The following is a 19,415-nucleotide window of genomic DNA, read 5'->3' as shown; positions in this document are numbered from 1 at the left end:
CCGCTCTGCGCCCGCGTCACCCGTTACCGTTGCCAGTTGCGATCACCACCGCGCCCACCATCCGGGCGGCGATCACGATCACCCCGTCCATTGGAATGCCAACGGTCATTCTGGTACCGCCGGCTGTCATTGCGGTAATCATGCCGGTCGCGATCACGGCCGTAGTCATAACGCTGGCGATTGCCATAATCATGACGCGGGTTGCCATGCCACTGCTTCATCCCCGGCTGCGGGTGCGGACGGTATTGCGGCACGGGCGCAGGCCGGTAGTAACGCGGTGCCGGCTGGTAGTAATAGCGCGGTTGGGGGGCTACGTAATAGCGGTCATGGCGGTAATAACCCGGCGAGGCATACCGGTCAGCGGTGTAGTAATCGGTACGATAGTAACGGCCTCCCTCGTGGTAGGGCACGCAGGCGGTTGTCATCAGGCCCAACAGGGCGATCAACAGAATTCGATAGGACATGGCGGCCTCCTGGACCGCTGGGGTGCCCGTACAGCGGCGCTGCCGAGCGTCGAAGCCAAAGCGAACATCGACAAGGATTCAGACATTGCCGCCATCGTGCAGTGCCATTTGCGCAATAATTTGAAATAGCTTCGATACCCCAATAAACCTGCAGTCTTTTCCCGGCCATATCACTAGAATGAGCACCTCAATGATGCAAGCAGGCCGGCCGCAACCGTGCCTGCATTGAACACCCCGGACTAGTGTATGAATGACAGCCAGCGCTGCCCTGCCTGCGGCGCCCTCAACCAATGCACCCTGGCCGACCCGCGCACTGCGGCAGCAGCCTGCTGGTGCTACGCCGTGAGCATTGACCCCGCAGTTCTGAAGGCCCTGCCAACCGAGCTGCGCGACAAAGCCTGCCTCTGCCCGCGCTGCGCCGCAGGGGCGGCTCTGCCCGAGAACGCGCCCGCCCAGGTCGAGGCAGAAAAGCGCTAGACTGCGCGCCCCTCCCCTCGACGTCCTCGATGCCATGCGCCTTGACCGCTTCCTCGCCAACCTGCCCAGCTATAACCGCCAGCAAGTACGCCTGCTGCTGGTGCAGCGCCGCGTGCGGGTGGATGGCGAAACGGTAGCCGACCCACGGGCGGAAGTCCGCGAATTCAGTCGAATCGAGGTGGATGATCAACTGCTCCAGGCGGGGCGCCCGGCGCGCTACCTGATGCTGCACAAACCGGTCGGCTGCGTCAGCGCCACTCACGATTCACAGCATCGCACTGTACTCGACCTGCTGCCTGAGCCGTTGCGCGCGGACCTGCACATTGCCGGGCGGCTCGACTACAACACCACCGGGCTGATGATCCTGACCAACGACGGCCAATGGTCGCGGCGACTGACCCAGCCGGCGACCAAGCTGCCCAAGCACTATCTGGTGGAAACGGAAGATGAAATCGGCGCGCATTACATCGAAAAGTTTCGCGCAGGCTTCTATTTCGCCTTCGAAGACCTGACCACCCTCCCCGCGCAACTGGACATCCTTGGCCCGCGCACGGCGAGGCTGGCCATCATTGAAGGGCGGTATCACCAGGTCAAGCGCATGTTCGGGTACTTCGACAATAAGGTTGTAGGGTTGCACAGGGAAACCATGGGTGCGATACAGCTCGATCCAGGCTTGGCGCCAGGTGAGTTCCGGGCGCTAACGGCTGCGGAAATCGCCTCGGTCCAGACCGGTTGAGGCGCTGTACGGACGTCATACGACCGCCCGGCGACAAAAGTCACAATTTCACCCAGCCGGCACTTGCGTGATCCCCAACCCACTGCTTGACTCCTAACTTGTCGGTCCGCGCGTGACTCGTCAGTCACGCTGCGCGCCAAGACATCTTTTTGCCGGCTACCCAAGGCCTCGATGCCTTGGAGCACGTCAAATTGCCCGCCAAAAACAATACCGTCGACACATGTGCCAAGGATCGACACAGGGCCCGGTAATTCCTTCAGGCAAATGCCTACCTGTCATAAAGAACGTGCACCCTAGGTGACGCGAACACCCTTTTTGCGCCAGGAGTCGATGACATGAGGCCAGAAATCGCTGTACTTGATATCCAAGGTCAGTATCGGGTTTACACGGAGTTCCATCGCGCGGATGCAGCCGAGAAGACGATCATCCTGATCAATGGCTCGCTGGCCACCACGGCTTCGTTCGCCCAGACGGTGCGTAACCTGCACCCACAATTCAACGTCGTGCTGTACGACCAGCCCTACTCGGGCAAGTCCAAGGCGCACAACCGCCAGGAACGCCTGATCAGCAAAGAAGACGAGGCGCATATCCTGCTTGAGCTGATCGAGCACTTCCAGGCCGACCACGTGATGTCGTTCTCCTGGGGCGGTGCCTGCACCCTGCTGGCGCTGGCGCACCAGCCTCGTATAGTGAAAAAGGCGGTGGTCAGCTCGTTCTCGCCGGTGATCAACGAACCGATGCGCGACTACCTGAACCGTGGTTGCCAGTACCTGGCTGCCTGCGATCGCTACCAGGTCGGCAACCTGGTCAACGACACCATCGGCAAGCACCTGCCATCGCTGTTCAAGCGTTTCAACTACCGGCATGTCAGCAGCCTGGACAGCCACGAGTATGCGCAGATGCACTTCCACATCAACCAGGTGCTGCAGCATGACCTGGAACGGGCACTGCGAGGCGCGCGCAACATCGACATCCCGGTGCTGTTCATCAACGGCGACCGTGACGAGTACACCACCGCAGAAGACGCTCGCCAGTTCGGCAACCATGTCGGCAAGAGCCACTTCACGGTGATCCGTGATGCCGGGCACTTCCTGGACATGGAGAACAAGACGGCCTGCGAAGCCACCCGCAGCGCGTTGCTCGGCTTCCTCAAGCCGACCGTGCGCCAGGCACGGGCACGCACCCCGTTCAACGCCAGCCAAGAGCAGCATGCATGGGCCATCTGAGTGCATCGGCGCCCTGTAGCCATGGCCTGCAGGCTACGGGCGCCGACAGTTTTTTTCACCGGTTTATAACGAGGGCTTCTAATTCCGGGCAGGTTCTGGTAAAAAGTCGGGCGCAGACGCGGGTATAGTTTAATGGTAGAACAGTAGCTTCCCAAGCTTCCGACGAGGGTTCGATTCCCTCTACCCGCTCCACACCGCATTCCCGCATGGCGTTCAACCAACGTCATCGCTGCCCTTGAGGCGAAGATCATCCGCAAGCCGCCCTGCTTGCCGCCTTCAACAGCTCAGTACCCCAGCCTTTTCAGCAAACCCGACTCGCTTTCAGCCGGGCGATCATAAAAGCGCAGTAGCGCACCCGCCCTGTTGGTAAAGATCCCATCCACCCCTGCCTTCATGCTTGCGGCGAAGTCCTGCGCGTCATCGAGCGTATAGACGTGCACCAGCAGCCCGCGCTCATGGCTGGCCTGGTTCATCCATGGCTGAATGAGATCGGCATAGCTCTGTTCGCCCAGCTTGCTGCGCTTGGCAGAAGGCCCGGTACCGATCGCACCGCCCTGCTTGGCGAAATCCAGCCAGCGCAGGAACTCAGCCCGGCTCTTCGGTTGCTGGCGTGCATAAAAGGCGGCCTTGTCGCTTTCGCCTGAATCCGCGAAATCTTGTCCCGAGGCCGGTGCGATGGCCTTGGTACCCACCCACAGCAGCAGAATCTTCGGTACCTGCGGCATCGCCTCGTGCAGCAACGCCAGGCTGTTGCGATCGAATGTCTGCAGCACCACGCGCCCAGGCCGGTCGAGCCAGCCACGGGCCTCCAAGCGCTCTTCGAGCTGCTGCTCAATGCCTGGAAACTGGCTGGGAACCTTGGTCTCGATGTACAGACCGGGCTGGCGCTGCGGGTTGCCTTCGGCAATATCGATGACTTCGTCAAGGGTAAGGATCGAGAGTTTGGCGAACGATGCCCTGGCACGTGCCGGGTAGGCGCTGTTGAACCAGCTGCCGGCGTCCAGGGACTTGAGCTCGGCGAGGGTAAACGCACTCACCGGGCTGTGTTTGCGCTCGGGGAAACGCTCGGCGACATCGCTGGTACGTGACAGCTCATCATCGTGGACCACAACCAGCACGCCGTCGCGCGTGCGCTGCAGGTCCAGTTCCAGGTAGTCGGCGCCCAACTCGCGGGCCAACAGGTAGGCGGGCCTGGTTGATTCCGGTGCGTGGTAAGAGGCCCCGCGGTGAGCAATCACGGCCGGGTATGGTATGCCGTGGGCTCCGGCGAGGGCTTTGCCGTCCGCTGCCAGGGCCACTGAGGCCGGCCCCAGAGATGCCAAGGCCAGCATCCCGATCAAACAATTGCGCATGTGAAGTCCTCTTTCATTCTGCGAACCTTGTCGTGGCTGTGGCGCAACCCTCGCACACATTGCATGACATGCTAAAGTCGCCACCGTTTCCCGCTCCAGCGAATGGACCCATCATGCCCGCACTAGACGCCCACCTCGCCACCTGGCAGGAACTCGCCCAACGCCACCCCTGCGATGCCCTGCTACTGGGCAACGGCGCCAGCCGCGTGCTGTGGAAAACATTCGGCTATTTCTCGCTGTTCGAGGAGGCCCAGCGCGCCGGCCGCAAGAAAGGCCTGGCGATCAGCGACCAGGCCTTGTTCAAGTCCTTGGGCACCGAATTGTTCGAACCGGTGCTGAGCACGCTGAACCAGACTGTGCGCGCCAATGCCGCCCTGGCGATCAACTCTACTGCGCCGCTGAACCGCTACTACTCGATCAAGGAAGCGCTGATCCACGCCGTGCGTACCGTGCACCTGCCATGGCCGAAGATGCCAGCGACAACCTTGGCATCGATCAACCAAGCCTTGCGCGGCTACCGCAGTGTCTATACCAGCAACTACGACCTGATCCTGCCTTGGGCAGTGCAGTACGCACCCCAGGGCTTCGCCACGCTGTTCGATGAACAAGGCTTCTTCGACGTACGCCGCACCCGCAGCGAAGGGACGCGTGTGCTGCATTTGCACGGCGGCCTGCACCTGCTCAAGCTGCCCGACGGTACCACCCGTCAGCGCAGCGCCGAAAGCGCCGAGCTGCTGGACGGCTTCGCCGTGAACATTCCGGGTGAAGTACCGCTGTTCGTCAACGAAGACCGTAGTGACGAAAAACTGCGCGCCATCCGCAACTCGGACTACCTGGCTTGGTGTCTGGGCCAGTTGGCCCAGGAAAACCAGGGGCTATGCCTGTTCGGGCAGCACCTGGACAGCAGCGACCAGCATCTGCTCGACGCCATTCGCCAGGCGCGGCCGCGCCATCTTTCGATTGCCATAAGGCCGTTGAGCGAGGCTTCGGTGGTCAATCAGAAGCAGCACTTTGTGGACCGCTTTGGTGATCTGGCGGGGACAGCGCTGCATTTCTTTGATGCGGGTACGCATCCGTTGGGGTTGGCGGAGTACGCGGTTAAGATGCCAGTGCATGCAGAACACTGACAGGCGCTCGGGGACGAGCGCCACAGCCGACTTACGCTGAGATGGGGGGAATCAACCCGTCGTTGCGCAACAACGTCTCCAGGCAATGCTCCTGCACCCCATAAAACGCTTTCAGTTGCGCAATCTTCTCCAGCAGCGCTTGCGCCGCTACGGGCTGCTTGCGCTTCACCGCAAGAATCATCTTGTTCTTGTTGGTGTGCTCAAGCGAGATGAACTCGAACACCTTGGTCTCGTAACCACAGGCTTCCAGATACAGCGCGCGCAAGCTGTCGGTGAGCATCTCCGCCTGCTGCCCCAGATGCAGGCCATATTGCAGCATCGGCTGTAGCAAGCCCGGGCTGTGCAGTTGCGGGCGAATCTGCTTGTGACAGCACGGCGAGCACATGATGATCGCGGCGTTGCAACGGATTCCGGTGTGGATCGCGTAATCGGTGGCAATGTCGCAGGCATGCAGGGCGATCATCACCTCGATGGCCTCGGGTACTACGCTGCGTACGTCACCGCATTGAAACTCCAGGCCTGGGTGCTGCAGACGCGAAGCCGCTGCATTGCACAAATCGACCATGTCCTGACGCAGCTCCACCCCTGTCACCTGCGCTGCGCGGCCCAGGCTGTTGCTCAGATAGTCGTGCATGGCGAAGGTCAGGTAGCCCTTGCCTGAACCGAAATCGGCTACCCGAAGCACCTGGTCAGGCGGCACCGGCGCATTGGCCAGTGCGTGATCGAACACTTCCACGAATTTGTTGATCTGCTTCCACTTGCGCGACATGGACGGTATCAGGGCGCCTTGCGCGTCAGTCACGCCCAGATCGCGCAGGAAGGGCCGCGACAGTTCCAGGTAGCGCTTCTTCTCGCGGTCGTGGCCCGTGCCGGCAGCAGCCTCGCGCGGCGCCTGGGCACCGTGGCGCTGGAGCATCGGTTTGCCCTTCTTGCTGAAGGTCAGTTGCACTTCGCCGTCGGCGTCGAACAGGTGGGCGTTGCGAAAGCTCTGCCCCAGCAGCTCGGCGATCAGTGCCTGGGCCTGGTCCAGCGGCACGTTACGGGTGATGTCGCGGGTCTGGTGGCGGTAGACCAGCGACAGGTTGGGCTGCCCTTTTACCTGCACCGGCTTGGCGATGATCCGCTGCAGGGTCTGGTCGGCGCCGACATGGCGCGCCAGCACCAGTTTGACCAAAGTGTTGCCGTGCAAGACAGCGCTCAGCAGGTCGAGAAACTGGGCGCGCGCATCCGGCGCGGTAGAAGCGGAAGTACTGGCGGACATGGAAAACAGGTGCCTCGGATAGCGGTGAGCGCGTTGCGCAATGCCGCGCATTCTACGTTGATGCCTGGCTCAGGCGAAGGTTTTCGCGATGGGCGTGGTTCACTCTAGAATCACCAGACGGTTCGGCAGCTCGTTGCGTGCGTGGGTGCGCGGCACGTGCTCGCACAGCCGTTCACCGCAGGCGTCGATGCACTCGACAAAACCCTCCACGGTGCGGCCCTGGCGCACCTGCTCGGCAAAGCGGGCGCCAATCACTGCACGTGTGTCAGCATCGAGATAGCAATCGATACCTTGATCGACCAGGATCTCCACATGCAGCTCCACCTCGGCCACGAAGATCAGCACCCCGGCCCCCTTGGCCGTGCAATGCAGGTTCTGCTCGCGAAACTGTTGCCGGGCCAGGCGCGATGCCTGCCAGCGGCGCAGCGCAGGGGGGATCAACCAAGCGTTCAAGCGTGGGGCGCGTAGCAGCACACACAGGCCGATGAACAGCAGCACGTTGGCCACCAGCAGCCCGTGCCCTCCGGGCCAACCCAGCAGCAGTTGCATCAGGCCCGGCAACACCAGCGCCAGCACCGCGGCCCAGAACAGCGGAAGGTAAGCGTAATCATCGGCACGCCGAGCCAGCACGGTCACCAGCTCGGCATCGGTGCGCCGTTCCACGCGCGCTATGGCCTCAGCGATCTGGCGCTGCTCGTATTCGTCGAGGGGAGTCATGCCTTCGGTCTCTGATCGTTTTTATAGTTGTTGTCCCGGCACTCGGGTGATCCTCAGCGAGCGACATAATCAGGCATAATCCGCCGCTGGAATTAATGCCGGTAAATCGTACAACAATAGCCGCCTGAAAACTTCGGCCGCGCACGTATCACCGTGGATACGGCACAGGCCTCGACAACGGAATTCATGATGAAACTGTCTTTGCTGGGCCTGGCCTTGGGCCTTGCCAGTCAGGCGGCCCTCGCCGCCCCCACCGCCCCGCCCCTGCAGGACAAGCAGGCATTCATCGAGCATCTGATCAGCCAGATGACCGAGGCTGAAAAGATCGGCCAGCTGCGCCTGATCAGCATCGGCCCGGAGATGCCACGCGACAAGATCCGTGAAGAAATCGCGGCAGGCCGTATCGGCGGTACCTTCAACTCGCGCACAGCCCCTGAGAACCGGCCCATGCAGGACGCAGCCATGCGCAGCCGCCTGAAGATTCCGATGTTCTTCGCCTACGACACCATCCACGGCGAGCGCACCATTTTCCCGATCGGCCTGGGGCTGGCTGCCACCTGGGACATGGACGCCATCGCCAAGGTCGGCCGCACTTCAGCCATCGAAGCCGCCGCCGACGCTCTGGACATGACCTTTGCGCCCATGGTCGACATCGCCCGCGACCCTCGCTGGGGCCGCACCAGCGAGGGCTTCGGTGAGGACACCTACCTGACCTCGAGGATCGGCCAGGCGATGGTCCGCTCGTTCCAGGGCAGCAGCCCGGCCAACGCCGACAGCATCATGGCCATCGTCAAGCACTTCGCCCTGTATGGCGCGGTGGAAGGCGGGCGCGACTACAACACGGTCGATATGAGCCTGCCGAAGATGTACAACGACTACCTGCCGCCCTACCGCGCCGCGCTCGACGCCGGTGCCGGCGGGGTGATGGTGGCGCTGAACTCGATCAACGGCGTGCCGGCCACCTCCAATACCTGGCTGATGAACGACCTGTTGCGCAAGGAGTGGGGCTTCAAGGGCGTTACCATCAGTGACCACGGCGCCATCCAGGAGCTGATCCGCCACGGCGTGGCCCATGATGGTCGCGAAGCGGCCAAACTGGCGATCAAGGCCGGCATCGACATGAGCATGAACGACACCCTGTACGGCGAAGAGCTGCCCGGGCTGCTCAAGTCAGGCGAGGTCACCCAAGCCGAACTGGACCAGGCCGTGCGCGAAGTACTGGGCGCCAAGTACGAAATGGGCCTGTTCAAGGACCCGTACGTGCGTATCGGCAAGGCCGAAACCGACCTGAAGGATTACTACGGCGAAGACCGATTGCACCGTGACGCCGCGCGCGACGTGGCGCGCCGCAGCCTGGTGCTGCTGGAAAACCGCAAGCAGACCCTTCCGCTGAAAAAAGCCGGCACCATTGCCTTGGTCGGCCCGTTAGCCGATGCGCCGATCGACATGATGGGCAGCTGGGCTGCCGACGGTAAGCCGATGCACTCGGTCACCGTGCGCGAAGGCCTGCGCCGCGCCGTCGAGGGCAAGGCCAAGCTGGTCTATGCCAAAGGCTCCAACGTCACTGGCGACAAGGCGATCGTTGATTACTTGAACTTCCTCAACTTCGATGCCCCGGAAATCGTCGACGATCCGCGCCCGGCCGCGGTGCTGATCGATGAAGCGGTCAAGGCAGCGAAGCAGTCCGATGTAGTGGTGGCGGTGGTGGGTGAATCCCGTGGCATGTCCCACGAGTCGTCCAGCCGCACCACCCTGGAGATCCCGGCCAGCCAGCGCGAGCTGATCAAGGCCCTGAAAGCCACTGGCAAGCCGCTGGTACTGGTGCTGATGAACGGCCGGCCGCTTTCGATCGCCTGGGAACGCGAACAGGCCGATGCCATCCTGGAAACCTGGTTCGCTGGCACCGAGGGCGGCAATGCCATCGCCGACGTGCTATTCGGTGACTACAACCCTTCGGGCAAGCTGGCCATCACCTTCCCGCGTTCAGTCGGGCAGATCCCGATGTACTACAACCACACGCGCATTGGCCGCCCGTTCACCCCTGGCAAGCCGGGCAACTACACCTCACAGTACTTCGAAGAGCCAAACGGCCCGCTGTACCCGTTCGGTTACGGCTTGAGCTACAGCACCTTCGAGCTGTCGGGGCTCAACCTGTCACACAAGGACCTCAAGCGTGGCGAGACGCTGGAGGCCAAGGTGACGGTGAAGAACACCGGCAAAGTTGATGGCGAGACCGTGGTCCAGTTGTACCTGCAGGACGTAGCGGCATCCATGAGCCGCCCGGTCAAGGAACTTAAAAACTTCCAGAAAGTGATGCTCAAGGCAGGTGAGTCGCGGACCTTGGCCTTCCGCATCAGCGAAGAAGACCTGAAGTTCTTCAATGGGCAGCTGCAGCGGGTGGCTGAGCCTGGCGCGTTCAATGTCCAGGTCGGGCTGGACTCAGAGGCCGTGCAGCAAAAGAGCTTCGAACTGCTGTAACCGGTCTGCAAGCCTTACCGCCCTATCGCTGGCTTGACGGCGATAGGGCGGTACTTATACCCCCTTCATCCGGACCTGCCCCATGCAATTTTCCTTTCGCGCCCTGCGTTTGGGGCTGATCACCCTGCTGATCCTGGCCGGCACCGCGCTCAGTGCCGGCTGGGCCATGCAGCAGGCCAAGCGTCAAGCCATGGAGGATGACGCCCGCCGCGCCAGCCAACAGTTGGGGCTGTACGCTACGTCGCTGCATACCCTCATCGAACGCTATCGCGCCCTGCCCGCCGTCCTGGCGCTGGACCCGGAACTGATCCAGGCACTGCGCGGCCCGATCAGCGAGCAGGTACAGGATGCGCTCAACCGCAAGCTCGAACGAATCAATGGTGCAGCCAATTCCTCCACCCTGGAGCTGCTCGACCACACCGGGCTGGCCGTGGCGGCCAGCAACTGGCGCTTGCCCACCACCTACGTAGGCTCCAACTACGGCTTTCGTCCGTATTTCAAGCAAACCCGCAGCCAGGGCAGCGGCCGCTTCTATGCCGTGGGCGTGACCAGCGGCGTGCCGGGGTATTTCCTGTCCAGTGCAGTCACCGACGAACAAGGGCGCTTTCTCGGAGCCATGGTGGTCAAGCTGGAGTTTCCCGAACTTGAACGCGAGTGGCGCCAGGGCAGCGACATCCTGCTGGTCAGCGACGCACGCGGCATCACCTTCATCGCCAACCAGGACGGCTGGCGTTACCGCGAGCTGCAACCGCTCAGCGGGCCCGATCGGGCAGAGCTCGCCGAGACCCGCCAGTACGACAAGCAGCCGCTGGTACCGCTGCAGCATCAGGTGCTGACCCGTTTCGCCAGCAACAGCACCCTCAGCCGCGTGCAGGGGCCTGATGGGCCTGCCGAGTACCTGTGGGAAAGCCTGCCGCTGGAAAGTGAAAACTGGACCTTGCACCTGCTGCGCAAACCACAACTGGCCGCTGATGGCCGTAACGCAGCTTTGGGCGCAGCTGCCGCGTGGCTGAGTTTGGTGTTCGCCGCGCTGTTCGTCAGCCAGCGCCTGCGCCTGGCCCGCTTGCGCCAGCGCAGCCGCGAAGAGCTCAAGCGCCAGGTCGAGGAGCGCACCCGCGAACTGCGTACCGCCCAGGAGGGCCTGGTGCAGTCGGCCAAGCTGGCCGCACTGGGGCAGATGTCAGCGGCCATGGCCCACGAGATCAACCAGCCGCTGACGACCCAGCGCATGCAGCTGGAAACCCTGCGCCTGCTGCTTGATCACGGCCGCTACGACGAGGCACGCGCGGCGCTTGAACCGCTGGAACAGATGCTCACGCGCATGGCCGCGCTCACCAGCCATCTGAAAACCTTCGCCCGCAACAGCCCGGTCGGCCTGCGCGAGCGGCTGGACCTGGCGACCGTTGTCGATCAGGCCCTCCATCTGCTGGACACACGCATCCGCAGCGACGAGGTTGAAGTGGCCCTCTACCTGGCGCGCCCGGCATGGGTACGCGGCGATGCGATCCGCCTTGAGCAAGTGTTGATCAACCTGCTGCGCAACGCCCTCGACGCCATGGCCGACAAACGTTACAAACGCCTGGAAATCCGCATCGAACCCGAGCACGATCAATGGCGATTGAGCGTGCTCGACTCAGGCGGCGGGATTGCCGAGACCGACCTGGCCAGGGTGTTTGACCCCTTCTTCACCACCAAACCGGTGGGTGAAGGGCTCGGCCTGGGCCTGGCGATTTCCTATGGCATCATCCATGAGGCCGGCGGCCAGTTGCAGGCCGAAAACCTGCCAGGCGGTGCGCGCCTGAGCCTTACCCTGCCCCGCGACCTGGAGCCTGTATGTTGAATTCAGTGATCGTTGTCGATGATGAAGCCAGTATTCGCAGCGCCGTCGAGCAATGGTTGAACCTGTCCGGTTTCAACGTGCAGTTGTTCGCCCGCGCCGAGGACTGCCTGGCTCAGTTGCCCTGTCATTTTCCAGGGGTTGTCATCAGTGACGTGCGCATGCCGGGCATGGGCGGCTTGCAGCTGCTCGAGCGCCTGCAGGCCGATGATCCGGACCTGCCGGTCATTCTTCTGACCGGGCATGGCGATGTGCCGATGGCGGTCGAAGCCATGCGCAACGGCGCCTACGATTTCCTGGAAAAACCCTTCACCCCACAGCACCTGCTCGGGAGCCTGCGCCGCGCGCTGGAGAAGCGCCAGCTGGTGCTGGAGAACCGCCGCCTGCATGAGCAGGCAGACCTCAAATCGCGCCTGGAATCCACGCTTCTGGGTATGTCACAGGGCCTGCAGCTATTGCGTCGGCAGGTACTGGACCTGGCCAGCCTGCCGGTCAATGTACTTATCCGCGGCGAAACCGGCAGCGGCAAGGAACGCGTGGCCCGCTGCCTGCACGACTTCGGCCCGCGTGCCAGCAAGCCCTTCGTGGCGCTCAACTGTGCAGCCATCCCTGAATCGCTGTTCGAAGCCGAACTGTTCGGCCACGAAAGCGGTGCCTTTACCGGCGCCCAAGGCAAGCGCATCGGCAAGCTCGAATATGCCCACGGCGGCACGGTTTTCCTCGATGAAATCGAGAGCATGCCACTGGCCCAGCAGGCCAAGCTGCTGCGGGTGATCCAGGAGCAGAAGCTGGAAAGGCTGGGGGCCAATCAGAGCATCAGCGTCGACCTGCGAATTATCGCTGCCACCAAGCCCGACCTGCTCGAAGAGGCACGCGCCGGGCGTTTTCGCGAAGACCTGGCCTATCGCCTGAATGTCGCCGAACTACGCCTGGCACCGTTGCGCGAGCGGCGCGAGGACATCCCGCTGCTTTTCGAGCATTTCGCTCATGCCGCAGCACAGAAGCTCGGCCGCTCAGCCCCGCCGTTGTCGGGTATGCAACTGGCGCAGCTGCTGTCACATGACTGGCCGGGCAACGTGCGGGAGCTGGCCAATGCCGCCGAACGCCACGCGCTGGGCTTGGGTTCGCCGAGCCTTGACAGCTTGCCTGCAGGCCAGTCTTTGGTTGAGCAGATGGAAGCGTTCGAGGCGCAATGCCTGCGAGCGGCATTGCGCCTGCACAAAGGCGAAATCAAAGGCGTGATGCAAGACTTGCAACTGCCCAGGCGCACCCTCAACGAAAAGATGCAGCGCCATGGGCTGGTACGCGAGGATTTCGTTGTAAGGGAATGAGCGGAAATCCGCCTATTGGCTTATCTCAATAAGCAAAAATCCGCTCACTTTCACTCTTTTTCATAAGCTGCCCCTGCAGTTCATCACGTGCAAGCCCACGCCGATGAAACTGCGGGCGGCCAGCGGCAGCGCGGTTCCCATGGGCACGGCACGCCCGCGAAGGGCGCGACGCGCCCTCAAATGAATCACAACGCACCCGTTTGGCACACCTTCTGCAATCTCGCTGGCAAGCTGCGCTTCAGCGCGCTCCACAAAAACAACGAGAAGGTATCCCTGATGGATAACGCCACCTCCCTGCCAACCGGGGCAGCCGTCGCGCCCGCCGCAGAAAGAACCACCGCCAGCCGCCTCAAGTCGATTTTCAGCGGTTCCATCGGCAACATGGTCGAATGGTACGACTGGTACGTGTACGCCGCATTCTCGCTGTATTTCGCCAAGGCCTTCTTCCCGGCCGGCGATTCAACCGCACAACTGCTCAACACGGCCGCCATTTTCGCCGTGGGCTTCCTCATGCGCCCGATCGGTGGCTGGCTGATGGGCCTTTACGCCGACCGCAAGGGGCGCAAAGCCGCGCTGATGGCGTCTGTGCTGCTCATGTGCGCAGGCTCCCTGGTCATCGCCCTGACCCCGGGTTACGAAACCATCGGCGTCGCCGCCCCCGTCCTGCTGGTCATCGCCCGCCTGCTGCAGGGCCTGTCGGTAGGGGGTGAATATGGCACCTCGGCTACCTACCTCAGCGAAATGGCCAGCAAGGAGCGCCGTGGTTTCTTCTCCAGCTTCCAGTACGTGACCCTGATCTCCGGCCAGCTCATCGCCCTGGCGGTGCTGATCGTTCTGCAGCAGACGCTGACCACCGAGCAACTGTATGCCTGGGGCTGGCGCGTACCGTTCGTGATTGGCGCGCTGTGCGCGGTGGTCGCGCTGTACCTGCGCCGTGGCATGGAAGAAACCGCCTCGTTCACCAAGAAGGAAAAGGCCAAGGAAAGCCTGATGCGCACCCTGATGCGCCACCCCAAGGAACTGATGACCGTGGTCGGCCTGACCATGGGCGGCACCCTGGCCTTCTATACCTACACCACCTACATGCAGAAGTACCTGGTCAACACCGTAGGCATGAGCATCAGTGATTCGACCACCATCTCGGCGGCCACACTGTTCCTGTTCATGTGCCTGCAGCCGATCATCGGCGGCCTGTCGGACAAGATCGGCCGTCGCCCGATCCTGATTGCCTTCGGCGTGCTGGGCACCCTGTTCACCGTACCGATCCTCAGCACCCTGCACACCATTCAGACCTGGTGGGGCGCGTTCTTCCTGATCATGGCTGCGTTGATCATCGTCAGCGGTTACACCTCGATCAACGCCGTGGTCAAGGCCGAACTGTTCCCCACCGAGATTCGCGCCCTGGGCGTTGGTCTGCCTTACGCCCTGACCGTCTCGATCTTCGGCGGCACCGCAGAATACGTAGCCCTGTGGTTCAAGAGCGCCGGCATGGAGAGCGGTTTCTACTGGTACGTCACGGCGTGCATCGCTTGTTCGCTGTTGGTGTATGCGACCATGAAGGACACCAAGCAGCATTCGCGGATTACTACTGACTGACAGTGATCCTGCGGTTTGAAAAGGGGCGCCCAGTAACTGGGCGCCCCTTTTTTTGGTTGCTCGCAAAGCCTTTGTGATGTCGCTGGTTGCATGGCTTGAGTGTTCTGGCGCCCTTGACACTCACCCGACAGCCCAACAAATCCCCGCCTTAACCCCGAATTAATACCGCTGCTGCATCCTGCGTAGGCTGGAGAGCCCAATTGCACTCCGGAACGCATCCCTGGCGTTGCCGGGCCGTACCAAGTGCGAAGTGACAATCGGCGCGCCCAGAAACATCTGATAATTCGATTATTTAACGCCAACTTTTGCGCTTTTTAATCAAATTAATCGGCGTAGCATTGAACCCATAGAAACAAACAACCTCTTGAACCTAACGGAGCAACCACCATGAAAAACAAACTGATCCTCACCCTGGCCCTCTCGGTTTTCGCCGCTGGCGCCTTCGCCGAAGATGGCTTCGACCGCACCAACGCCCACAGCTTCGCAGCGGCCCAGAGCCAAGCGGCCACTTACGCTGAAGACGGTTTCGACCGTACCGGTGCACAACGCTTCGCCGAAGACGGCTTCGACCGCACTGGCGCCCAACGCTTCGCCGAAGACGGCTTCGACCGCACCGGTGCACAACGCTTCGCCGAAGACGGCTTCGACCGCACCGGTGCACAACGCTTCGCCGAAGACGGCTTCGACCGCACCAACGCCCACCGCATCAGCTGATCCCTGATGCGTGCAACCAGCCCGGCCTCGGTCGGGCTTGATCATTTCCAGGCGAGCACAAGCTTGGCACACTAGGCGCCTCGTCCCCTCTGGAGGTAGGGCCACAAGCCCGACAGATGTACTACTACGAACCTGCCCAAGGCCACGGCCTGCCCCACGACCCGTTCAATGCCATCGTCGGCCCACGCCCGATCGGCTGGATCTCCTCCCAGGACCGCGAAGGCCGCTTGAACCTCGCGCCCTACAGTTTCTTCAACGCCTTCAACTACATCCCCCCGATCATCGGTTTCTGCAGCGTCGGGCGCAAAGACAGCCTGAACAATATCGAGCAGACCGGCGAGTTCGTCTGGAACCTGGCCACCCGCCCGCTGGCCGAAGCCATGAACCAGAGCTGCGCAGCCGTACCGGCAGAGGTGAACGAGTTCGACTTGAGCGGGTTGACGGCAACCCCGTCGAGCCTGGTGAAGGTACCCCGCGTGGGCGAAACCCCGGTGGCCTTCGAATGCAAGGTGAGCCAGATCGTCCAGCTCAAGCGGGCTGACCAGGAACATGTGCCGAGCTGGCTGATCCTCGGCGAGGTGGTGGCGGTGCACATCGCTGAGCACCTGCTCAAGGACGGTATCTACGACACCGCGGCCGCCGAGCCGATCTTGCGAGGCGGTGGCCCGGCGGACTACTTCGAGCTGGGCAACCTTTTCAAGATGAGAAGGCCGCAGGCCTGATCACCAGACCAACTCGCCTTCTTCACCAACGCCCTTGAGGCGTTCGAGCTCGGCGCAGGCGGCCTCGTCGGCCGCCATGGCGCTCTTGAACACCTGACCGCCGAGCACCTTGTGAAAACGCGGCGCACCGCCCATGCCCAGCGCCTTGACCGCGATGGCGGCGTGGTAACCGCCGCCTTCCACCGGGACCATCGCCGAAACCGCTTCGAAATGCGGGAACTCTTTACGTGCCATGTTGCAATCCGCGTCGTTGATCGAGGGGCGGCATTCTACCCCGCGCGGCGCGGCATTCAACCGAAGGTATGCAGATCCAGGCTGCTGACCACCTGGGCCTGCACCAGCTCGCCAAACACCTGCAAAGTCGGCGACTCGAAATAACCTGTCATCGCCTGCTGGTCACGCCAACTCCCGCTGAGCAGCCACAGATCGGCATCGGCCTGCGAGCGCTGTACGGTAAAGCTTAGGCAGCCAGGCGCGCTCAGCGACGGTTCGAGCAGGTCCCGCAGACGCGCGCCGAGCTCCGCCGAACGACCGCTGCTGGCACGGATGAAAGCCAAATGGGTGACCGGTTGTAGAAGGGCCATTGCACGATCTCCTTGGAGCAGACGGACGGGAAAACCAGGCTGCCAAGGTTAGTGGCGCGCCCGCGCGGCGCGTTAGGCCATTACTGCACGTCGATTGCCTGATCCTGCCGTGCGGCAGGATCAGGCAATCGACATGCAGCTTTGGACTAGCGCCCGCCATTGCCCAAACCTATGCTGCGTCGGTCAGCAGAGGAAAGCCATCATGACCACCGCCCAGTCCATTGATCCGACCCTGGAAGTGCAACGCCAGGAACTGGCAGAGCTGATCGGACGCCATGCCGGCGAGGCCCAAGGCCCGGCGTCGGCCATCGACGACCTGTACCTGGTGCGCTACACCGAAAATGTGCGCTCGGTGCCGACCTTGGCCCAGCCGGCCCTGTGCGTCCTCGCACAAGGCAGCAAAAGCCTGTTTCTGGGCGACGAGCAGTACGCCTACGACCCGCTGCATTACATGGTGGTGTCGGTAACCCTGCCGCTCAGTGGCGCGAAGCTCGATGCCAGCCCGGAAAACCCCAGCCTGGGCCTGCGCCTGGACCTCGACCCGGCCGAGATCAGCCAGCTGATTGCTGAAAGCGGACCCATGCTGGTGCCCAATCTGCCATCGGGACGCGGCCTATATGTGGAAAGGACAGATCCGCAACTGCTCGACGCACTGCTGCGCCTGATTCGCCTGCTGGACGCCCCGCGTGACATCGCCATGCTCGCGCCGCTGATCCGCCGGGAAATCCTTTACCGACTGCTGCGCGGCTCTCAGGGCTACCGCCTGTATGAAATTGCCCTGGCCAACAGCCAAACCCACCGCGTGTGCCAAGCCATCACGTGGCTCAATCAGAATTATCAGCAACCGCTGCGCATCGAGGACCTGGCTCGGGAGGTCAACCTCAGCACGTCAACCTTGCACCACAGGTTCAAAGCCGTGACCTCCATGAGCCCATTGCAGTACCAGAAGCAGTTGCGCCTGCAAGAGGCCCGCCGGCTGATGCTCAACGATGGGCTGGAGGCAGCGGTGGCGGGTTATCGGGTGGGTTATGAAAGCCCGTCGCAGTTCAGCCGCGAGTACAGCCGGCTGTATGGCGCGCCACCGATCCGGGATGTAGCGCGGTTGCGGGCTAGTGCCGGCTGATTGTTTGAATGGTCAGCCCTCTACCACTGCCTGCCACTGGTTCTGATCGACCTGGATCAACGTCGGCCCCTTGCGCTCTACAGCACGCCCCAGGGCCGCCTGCAGCTGCTGCACATCACCAACCTGTTCCGCTTCAGCCCCCAAAGCACGAGCCACGCCGATGAAGTCCGGGGTATGGATATCCACCCCGACCGGCTCGATGGCACGATTGACCATGTATTTCTTGATCTCTTCATAGCCCTGGTTATTCCACAGCAGCACGATCAGCGGCACCTGCGCCTCCACTGCACTGGCCAGCTCCGGCAAGGTGAACTGCAGCCCACCGTCCCCGATGAGGCAAACCGCCGGAGCACGCGCGGCCGGTTGCTCGGCGCTGCCCAGCCACGCCCCCATCGCCGCCGGCAGTGCATAACCCAAGGTGCCGTAACCGGTCGAGGCATTGAACCAGCGGCGTGGCTGATCCATATCCAAGGTCAGGTTGCCGGTGTACACAGGCTGAGTCGAATCGCCCACCAGGATGGCGTTGGGCAAGCGTTCCAGAATGCTGGTCAGCAGGCGGGTCTGGCTCAGGGTTGGCTGGTCCCAGGTAGCCCGCAGTGACGTGCGCAGGCGCTGCGCGCGTGCCGCCCCCCACGTGCCATCGTGGGCAGGCTGTGGCAGGTCGTGCAAGGCATCGAGCAATGCCTGTGCTGCCAGCTCGGCATCGGCGACCAGCGCCAGCTCCGGCAGGTAATTGCGCACGGTCTGGTCCGGATCGATGTCGATGCGCAGCAGTGCGCCGGGGATATCAAAGCCGCCCTTGAACGTCACGTCGTAGTCGGTTTCAGCCAGCTCGGTGCCAATCGCCAGCACTACATCAGCCTCAGCCACCAGCGCACGGGTGGCGACCAGCGACTGGGTCGACCCGATCTGCAACGGATGGTCAGAGGGCAGCAGCCCCTTGGCATTGATGGTCAGAGCCACAGGGGCCTGCAGGTACTCGGCCATGCGTGCCAGCGCAGAGCCAGCAGCCAATGCACCGCCGCCTGCCAGGATCAAAGGCTTGCGTGCCTTGGCCAGGCGTTCGGCCATCTGTGCCACAGCCTGCGGCGCGGCGCCCGCACGGCTGCTGCGTACAGGGCGCCCCGGTAGCAGGTGGTCAGCAGGTTCGACCAGCACATCCAGCGGAATCTCGATATGTACCGGACGCGGCCGGGCGCCATCGAACACCGCAAACGCGCGCGCCAGTAACTGCGGCAAGTCATCAGCACTCATCAAGGTTTGCGAGAAGGCGGCCACCCCAGCCACCAGGGCACTCTGGTTGGGTAGCTCGTGCAGCTTGCCACGGCCACCACCCAGCTGGCTTCGCGACTGCACGCTGGAAATCACCAGCATCGGGATCGAATCAGCGTAAGCCTGGCCCATGGCAGTGGTGATGTTGGTCATGCCCGGGCCGGTGATGATGAAACATACACCCGGCTTGCCACGGGTACGCGAGTAGCCATCAGCCATGAAGCCAGCGCCCTGCTCGTGACGTGGCGTGATATGACGGATGGACGAGCCCGCCAGCCCTCGGTAGAGCTCCACGGTATGTACGCCGGGGATGCCGAAGACATGGTCCACGCCATAACCTTCGAGGAGTTTGACCAGTACTTCGCCGCACGTTGCCATCGGTTTCACCTTGGATCTTG

General features: G+C 62.5%; 18 protein-coding genes and 1 tRNA gene. 12 read left to right on the top strand and 7 right to left on the bottom strand.

The window, feature by feature from the left end:
• Positions 1 to 23: 23 nt before the first annotated feature.
• Positions 24 to 464, bottom strand: a complete 441-nt coding sequence (locus ACW4TB_RS13930; RefSeq protein WP_012312973.1) for a hypothetical protein — start codon at positions 462 to 464, stop codon at positions 24 to 26.
• A 246-nt stretch (positions 465 to 710) separates the two neighbouring features.
• On the opposite strand from ACW4TB_RS13930, the gene ACW4TB_RS13925 reads away from it, so the two are divergent.
• From ACW4TB_RS13925 to ACW4TB_RS13910, 4 genes are all read left to right on the top strand, one after another.
• A complete protein-coding gene (locus ACW4TB_RS13925) occupies positions 711 to 941 on the top strand; it encodes a cysteine-rich CWC family protein (protein ID WP_012312972.1) in 231 nt (76 codons plus the stop codon).
• 34 nt (positions 942 to 975) lie between these two features.
• Positions 976 to 1,677 carry a pseudouridine synthase gene (locus ACW4TB_RS13920; protein ID WP_012312971.1) on the top strand — a complete coding sequence of 234 codons (702 nt, stop codon included), beginning with the start codon at positions 976 to 978 and terminating at the stop codon, positions 1,675 to 1,677.
• Between the two features lie 335 nt (positions 1,678 to 2,012).
• Positions 2,013 to 2,903 carry an alpha/beta fold hydrolase gene (locus ACW4TB_RS13915; RefSeq protein WP_012312970.1) on the top strand — a complete coding sequence of 297 codons (891 nt, stop codon included), beginning with the start codon at positions 2,013 to 2,015 and terminating at the stop codon, positions 2,901 to 2,903.
• 118 nt (positions 2,904 to 3,021) lie between these two features.
• Positions 3,022 to 3,095, top strand: a tRNA-Gly gene (locus ACW4TB_RS13910).
• A 92-nt stretch (positions 3,096 to 3,187) separates the two neighbouring features.
• Here ACW4TB_RS13910 and ACW4TB_RS13905 read toward each other — a convergent pair.
• On the bottom strand, positions 3,188 to 4,255 hold the full coding sequence (locus ACW4TB_RS13905; protein ID WP_279929521.1) for a glycerophosphodiester phosphodiesterase: 1,068 nt from the start codon (positions 4,253 to 4,255) through the stop codon (positions 3,188 to 3,190).
• A 113-nt stretch (positions 4,256 to 4,368) separates the two neighbouring features.
• On the opposite strand from ACW4TB_RS13905, the gene ACW4TB_RS13900 reads away from it, so the two are divergent.
• On the top strand, positions 4,369 to 5,382 hold the full coding sequence (locus tag ACW4TB_RS13900) for a DUF4917 family protein (RefSeq protein ID WP_279929520.1): 1,014 nt from the start codon (positions 4,369 to 4,371) through the stop codon (positions 5,380 to 5,382).
• Positions 5,383 to 5,413: 31 nt separating this feature from the next.
• Here ACW4TB_RS13900 and ACW4TB_RS13895 read toward each other — a convergent pair whose 3' ends face one another.
• Complete coding sequence (locus ACW4TB_RS13895; protein ID WP_012312967.1) at positions 5,414 to 6,643, bottom strand: class I SAM-dependent methyltransferase; 1,230 nt, start codon at positions 6,641 to 6,643, stop codon at positions 5,414 to 5,416.
• A gap of 99 nt (positions 6,644 to 6,742) precedes the next feature.
• Positions 6,743 to 7,360 carry a TPM domain-containing protein gene (locus ACW4TB_RS13890; RefSeq protein WP_279929516.1) on the bottom strand — a complete coding sequence of 206 codons (618 nt, stop codon included), beginning with the start codon at positions 7,358 to 7,360 and terminating at the stop codon, positions 6,743 to 6,745.
• Positions 7,361 to 7,546: 186 nt separating this feature from the next.
• Here ACW4TB_RS13890 and bglX point away from each other — a divergent pair, with 186 nt between their 5' ends.
• The 6 genes from bglX to ACW4TB_RS13860 all read left to right on the top strand — a co-directional run bounded on the left by bglX (position 7,547) and on the right by ACW4TB_RS13860 (position 16,038).
• Positions 7,547 to 9,838 carry a beta-glucosidase BglX gene (bglX, locus tag ACW4TB_RS13885; RefSeq protein WP_012312965.1) on the top strand — a complete coding sequence of 764 codons (2,292 nt, stop codon included), beginning with the start codon at positions 7,547 to 7,549 and terminating at the stop codon, positions 9,836 to 9,838.
• Positions 9,839 to 9,920: 82 nt separating this feature from the next.
• The gene (locus ACW4TB_RS13880; protein WP_012312964.1) at positions 9,921 to 11,678 is read left to right on the top strand and encodes an ATP-binding protein; all 1,758 of its coding nucleotides are present in this window, start codon (positions 9,921 to 9,923) and stop codon (positions 11,676 to 11,678) included.
• Complete coding sequence (locus ACW4TB_RS13875; RefSeq protein WP_012312963.1) at positions 11,672 to 13,006, top strand: sigma-54-dependent transcriptional regulator; 1,335 nt, start codon at positions 11,672 to 11,674, stop codon at positions 13,004 to 13,006. The genes ACW4TB_RS13880 and ACW4TB_RS13875 overlap by 7 nt, the downstream gene beginning before the upstream one ends.
• Positions 13,007 to 13,282: 276 nt before the next feature.
• Positions 13,283 to 14,602 carry an MFS transporter gene (locus tag ACW4TB_RS13870; RefSeq protein ID WP_042111891.1) on the top strand — a complete coding sequence of 440 codons (1,320 nt, stop codon included), beginning with the start codon at positions 13,283 to 13,285 and terminating at the stop codon, positions 14,600 to 14,602.
• Between the two features lie 387 nt (positions 14,603 to 14,989).
• Entirely contained in the window at positions 14,990 to 15,316 is a 327-nt protein-coding gene (locus ACW4TB_RS13865; RefSeq protein ID WP_279929510.1) for a hypothetical protein, read from the top strand.
• A 116-nt stretch (positions 15,317 to 15,432) separates the two neighbouring features.
• On the top strand, positions 15,433 to 16,038 hold the full coding sequence (locus ACW4TB_RS13860) for a flavin reductase family protein (RefSeq protein WP_012312960.1): 606 nt from the start codon (positions 15,433 to 15,435) through the stop codon (positions 16,036 to 16,038).
• Here the strand turns inward: ACW4TB_RS13860 and ACW4TB_RS13855 are convergent, their stop codons facing one another.
• Positions 16,039 to 16,272, bottom strand: a complete 234-nt coding sequence (locus ACW4TB_RS13855) for a hypothetical protein (RefSeq protein ID WP_012312959.1) — start codon at positions 16,270 to 16,272, stop codon at positions 16,039 to 16,041.
• Between the two features lie 56 nt (positions 16,273 to 16,328).
• On the bottom strand, positions 16,329 to 16,622 hold the full coding sequence (locus tag ACW4TB_RS13850; RefSeq protein ID WP_012312958.1) for a putative quinol monooxygenase: 294 nt from the start codon (positions 16,620 to 16,622) through the stop codon (positions 16,329 to 16,331).
• A 202-nt stretch (positions 16,623 to 16,824) separates the two neighbouring features.
• Between ACW4TB_RS13850 and ACW4TB_RS13845 the strand changes: the two genes are divergently transcribed.
• Complete coding sequence (locus ACW4TB_RS13845; RefSeq protein ID WP_254467202.1) at positions 16,825 to 17,745, top strand: AraC family transcriptional regulator; 921 nt, start codon at positions 16,825 to 16,827, stop codon at positions 17,743 to 17,745.
• Positions 17,746 to 17,757: 12 nt separating this feature from the next.
• Here ACW4TB_RS13845 and ACW4TB_RS13840 read toward each other — a convergent pair whose 3' ends face one another.
• The gene (locus ACW4TB_RS13840) at positions 17,758 to 19,395 is read right to left on the bottom strand and encodes a 5-guanidino-2-oxopentanoate decarboxylase (protein ID WP_279929505.1); all 1,638 of its coding nucleotides are present in this window, start codon (positions 19,393 to 19,395) and stop codon (positions 17,758 to 17,760) included.
• Positions 19,396 to 19,415 lie beyond the last annotated feature (20 nt).

It is taken from the genome of Lelliottia jeotgali, from assembly GCF_977070485.1.
Note: the sequence above shows the minus strand (reverse complement) of the source record. Positions and strands in the feature narration are given on the sequence as shown.